The organism is Nocardia sp. 852002-20019_SCH5090214 (assembly GCF_001665865.1).
Taxonomy (GTDB): Bacteria; Actinomycetota; Actinomycetes; order Mycobacteriales; family Mycobacteriaceae; genus Nocardia; species Nocardia nova.
This window is the reverse complement of the sequence record NZ_LZMK01000459.1, coordinates 1-730: the sequence shown is the minus strand read 5'-3', so window position 1 is coordinate 730 and position 730 is coordinate 1. Positions and strand designations below refer to the sequence as shown.

The window sequence follows — 730 nt, the reverse complement described above, 5'->3', positions numbered from 1 at the left end:
AGACAGATGTAGAGCCGGTCGCGGGACTGCGGCACCGGCAGGCAGGTGCGCGGCAGCACGTGCGCGGAATTCAGGGCGATGACCCGGGTCTCGTAACCGAGGTCCTGGATCTCGCGCAGCCACCGATGCCGGTCGTCCCACTTCCAGCACTGCACGACGTTTTCCATCACCCCGGCCAGCACCGGCTTGCCGCGCGCGGCCATCGCACGCAGATACCGGGGAATCTGCTCGACCAGCGCGCGGCTGCGCCCGGACGCCGGATCCTCGACGATGCCGAGTTCCTCGTCGAACCGGTACTGGTTGCTCTGGTCGAAGTAGCGTTTCTGTCCCTTCGCGTCCGTCCATTCCGGGCACGCCGGGCTCGCCCAGAACATCTCGGTCGCGGGCAGCCGCGTCAGGTCGATCTCCCTGACGTCGCCGGGCGGAAGGTGTTCCACCGTGGGGAAGTTCAGCTCGTGCACCGCCACACAGACCGGGTTGTGGTTGGCCGCGATCCGGCCCGTGAGACCGGGCACCGCCCGCCAGCCGAGGTAATCGCCCCCGTATCCGGCGAAGAAGACCGTCGAGGTGAGGCTCATCGCGCGTCCCCGGGGATGTGTGCGGTCCAGCCGTCGATGACCTCGACCATCCGGTCCTGCCACTGCGCGGTCGTGACCTCGACCGCGCGGGCGCGGCGCAGGGCACGAGCTTCCCGCCACGACAGCGCGTTCAGGCCGTGTCCGAGACCGGC

At 69.3% G+C, this 730-nt stretch carries 1 pseudogene; it reads right to left on the bottom strand.

The features are described from left to right. Nucleotides 1-578, bottom strand: a pseudogene (locus A5780_RS38715) (DNA cytosine methyltransferase); the annotation flags it as partial. Nucleotides 579-730: the final 152 nt, after the last annotated feature.